Here is a 3,411-nt window from a genome sequence, read left to right as displayed (position 1 = left end):
CCCCCCGACCTCGACGTTTCTCGCACCCGCCCGACAGCGGCGTCCTATTCTGGATGGATCGCCACCTGAGGAGGTCACGTGGAGGGACTGGGACGCAGGGTTCTCGTCGCCGCATTCGACGGCTGGAACGACGCGGGTGAAGCAGCGTCCTCGGCGGTCGCTCATCTGCGCGACTCCGGCGGCTACGAGACTGTCTACTCGGTCGATCCCGAACTGTACTTCGACTATCAGTACACGCGTCCCCAGATTCGCACGACCGCGGATGGCGCCCGCGAGCTGACATGGCCAGAGACGACAATTCACCGTCCCACCCGCGCGACGCGGGGCACGCAGCTCTGGCTGCTCACGGGGGTCGAGCCGGCGCGAGCATGGCAGGCTTTCGCGTCCGAACTTGTCGATGTCGCCCTGCGCGAAGACATCACCGGGTTCGTTGCGATGGGGTCGATGATGGCGGATGTTCCGCACACTCGTCCGATCTCTGTCTTCGCGGGTAGCGAGAGCGAACCGGTGCGGACGTCCTTGGGACTTGAGCGCAGCTCCTACGAGGGCCCCGTCGGCATCCTGAGTGTGATCTCGCACGTCGCGACGGCTGCCGGCATCCCGGCGGCGCAATTGTGGGCCAGCGTCCCGCACTACGTCGCCGGCCACACTCCCTCACCCAAGGCGAGCCTGGCACTGCTCGATCGGCTTGAAGACATCACGGGCGCGAAGCTCGACCGCGGCGACCTTCCCGCTCAGGCACGCACGTGGGAGGCCTCCATCGACGCTGCGGCGGCCGACGATGAGGAGATGACGGAGTACATCCACCAGCTCGAACGCACGCGGGACACGTGGGACTCGCCGGAAGCGTCGGGGGATGCCATCGCGCAAGAGTTCGAGAAGTACCTTCGTCGTCGCGGCGACGGGCCCGGTCGCGGTGGACGCGACGAGCCTCGCAAGCCCTGACCCGTTTCGGCCCCGCTCACCCGAGTCAGTAGGGCTGGATGACGCCCATGCTCAGCAGCACGAGCAACGTCGCCCCGAGGGCTACCCGGTAGACCACGAACGGCAGGAAGCTGCGCTTGGAGATCCAGCTCATGAAGAAGGCGATGACGCCGAGCGCGACGATGAAGGCCACACCGGTGGCAGCAGCAGTCTCTATCGGGGTGAACGGCCCCTGCTCGTCCCAGCTCTTGAACAACTGATAGAAGCCGCTGCCGAAGACCGCAGGGATCGCCAGGAGGAAGGCGTACCGGGCTGCAGCCGCGCGTTCGTAACCGAGGAACAGTCCGGCGGTGATCGTGCCGCCAGACCGCGAGACTCCGGGGACCAGGGCGAGAGCTTGCGCGAACCCGAAGATGACGCCGTGTCCCAGGGTGAGCTGGTCCAGTTTTCGCCGCTTCGCACCCACGAGGTCGGCGATGCCCAGCAGTACGCCGAAGAAGATGAGCATTCCGGCGACGAGCCAGAGCGATCGGAGCGTCGTCTCGATCTGATCTTGGAAGAGCAGCCCGAGCACGACGATCGGCACCGATCCGATGATGATGAGCCAGCCCATGCGGGCGTCGGGATCATTCCGCGGCGCCCTCCCGACGAGGGCGAGCGACCAGCGTGAGACGATCCGCACGATATCGCGCCAGAAGAAGACGACGACCGCCGCCTCGGTACCGATCTGGGTGATGGCGGTGAAGGCTGCACCCGGGTCCTCAGCGCTCGGAAGAAATTCGCCCAGGATGCGCAGGTGAGCACTCGATGAGACCGGCAGAAACTCCGTGAGCCCCTGCACGAGGCCGAGGATGATTGCTTCCAGCAGCATGGATGCCTTCCGGATCAGTAAGACAACAGCAGGTCGGTCAGCACGCGCTGACCGAAGACGAGCGAGTCGAGCGGGACTCGCTCGTCAACACCGTGGAACATACCGGTGAAATCCAGATCCGCCGGAAGCCGCAGCGGCGCGAACCCGTAGCCTCGGATGCCGAGTTCAGCCAGTGCCTTGTTGTCGGTGCCTCCGCTCATCAGGTACGGGAGGACCGGAACGCCCGGGTCGTGTCGCCGGAGGCCAGCGACCATCGCATCGACCAGTTCGCCCTCGAAGGGCACCTCGAGACCGATGTCGCGGTGGACGACCTCGATCTCGATGTCCGGCCCGACGATGTCCTGGATGGCGCGCAGGGCACCATCCTCGCCGTCAGGAAGGGTCCGCACGTCGATCAACGCCTCGGCGCGGTCCGGGATGACATTGTGCTTGTACCCGGCGGCGAGCGCAGTCGGATTCGTCGTGGTGCGGATGGTGGAGCGTAGGAATCTCGACGCCGGCCCTGCCGCCGCGGCCACCGCATCAGGGTCATCCGATGCCTGGCCGGTGAGTTCGGCGATCCGTTGGGTCAGCCGTTCCGTCGTCGCGGTCAGTTCCACCGGCCACGCCGTGCGTCCGAGCGCGGCGACGGCCTCGGCGAGGCGGGTGACAGCGTTGTCTTCATGGAAGGCGCTGCCGTGAGCGGCCCGTCCGCGGGCGATGAGGCGGATCCAGACCAGCGCCTTCTCGCCGACTTGCAGGAGGTAGGCGCGGCGACCGGCGAGGTCGATCGAGTAACCGCCGACCTCGCTGATGGCCTCGGTCGCGCCAGCGAACCACTCCGGGTGGTCGCGAACGACCAGTGCGGAGCCCTCGCCGCCGCCGTTTTCTTCGTCCGCGAAGAAGGTCACCACGAGGTCACGCGCTGGCTGACGCCCGCTGCGCAGGATGTCTGCGACAGAGGTGAGGATCATGGCGTCCATGTCCTTCATGTCGACCGCGCCGCGTCCCCACAGCATCCCGTCGCGAATCTCTCCTGCGAAGGGGTCGACCGACCAGTCCTCAGCGACAGCTGGCACGACGTCGAGGTGCCCGTGGACAACAAGCGCGGGCTTGTCGCGGTTCACTCCCGGAATGCGAACGCCGACGTTCGTTCGCCGGTCGATCGGTTCGTAGATCTCGGGCGTCAGGTCGAGCTTCCGAAGATAGTCGGCCACGTACTCTGCGGCTTCGCGTTCGCCGCGGGCCTGTCCCCCACCCCAGTTCGTGGTGTCGAAACGGATGAGGTCCCGGGCGACGACGACGACTTCGGGGAGATCCGATTCGGTATGCGACACGGCCACCAACCTACCGCGATCAGACGACGCGAATGTTTCGGGTCGAGACCTCCTGCGATTATCGGCGGTGCCGCGGACGTGATAATGTCGATCTTCGGTTGCGAAGCCGAAACCACTCTGCGCGGGTGGCGGAATAGGTAGACGCGCTAGCTTGAGGTGCTAGTGCCCGTATAGGGCGTGGGGGTTCAAGTCCCCCCTCGCGCACAAACGAAAGTGGGTCCCGAAAGGGGCCCTTTTTCGTTTGTCCGGGAGGGGTAGACGCGGACGCCCCGGGGTGGGCCCACGCCGCCGGAGGCTCCG

The 3,411-nt window shown here is 66.3% G+C and carries 3 protein-coding genes and 1 tRNA gene; 2 read left to right on the top strand and 2 right to left on the bottom strand.

The window, feature by feature from the left end; translation table 11 throughout:
* Positions 1-78 precede the first annotated feature (78 nt).
* Positions 79-945, top strand: a complete 867-nt coding sequence (locus B4F19_RS10230; protein ID WP_292734621.1) for a PAC2 family protein — start codon at positions 79-81, stop codon at positions 943-945.
* A 25-nt stretch (positions 946-970) separates the two neighbouring features.
* Here the strand turns inward: B4F19_RS10230 and B4F19_RS10225 are convergent, their stop codons facing one another.
* Positions 971-1,795, bottom strand: a complete 825-nt coding sequence (locus tag B4F19_RS10225; protein WP_228179068.1) for an undecaprenyl-diphosphate phosphatase — start codon at positions 1,793-1,795, stop codon at positions 971-973.
* A 14-nt stretch (positions 1,796-1,809) separates the two neighbouring features.
* Positions 1,810-3,117: a M20/M25/M40 family metallo-hydrolase gene (locus B4F19_RS10220; protein ID WP_414683159.1), complete on the bottom strand. Its 1,308-nt coding sequence runs from the start codon at positions 3,115-3,117 to the stop codon at positions 1,810-1,812.
* Positions 3,118-3,230: 113 nt separating this feature from the next.
* Here B4F19_RS10220 and B4F19_RS10215 point away from each other — a divergent pair.
* Positions 3,231-3,315: transfer RNA gene (locus tag B4F19_RS10215), tRNA-Leu, on the top strand.
* Positions 3,316-3,411 lie beyond the last annotated feature (96 nt).

It is taken from the genome of Microbacterium sp. UBA1097 (genome assembly GCF_002313585.1).
GTDB lineage: Bacteria > Actinomycetota > Actinomycetes > Actinomycetales > Microbacteriaceae > Microbacterium.
The sequence above is the reverse complement of the archived record's forward strand: the minus strand, read 5'-3'. Positions and strand labels throughout refer to the sequence as shown.

What these genes read in the sequence shown, in the direction of transcription:
- B4F19_RS10225 (WP_228179068.1), bottom strand. Translation starts at nt 1,795, where the DNA reads ATGCTGCTGGAAGCAATCATCCTCGGCCTCGTGCAGGGGCTCACGGAG.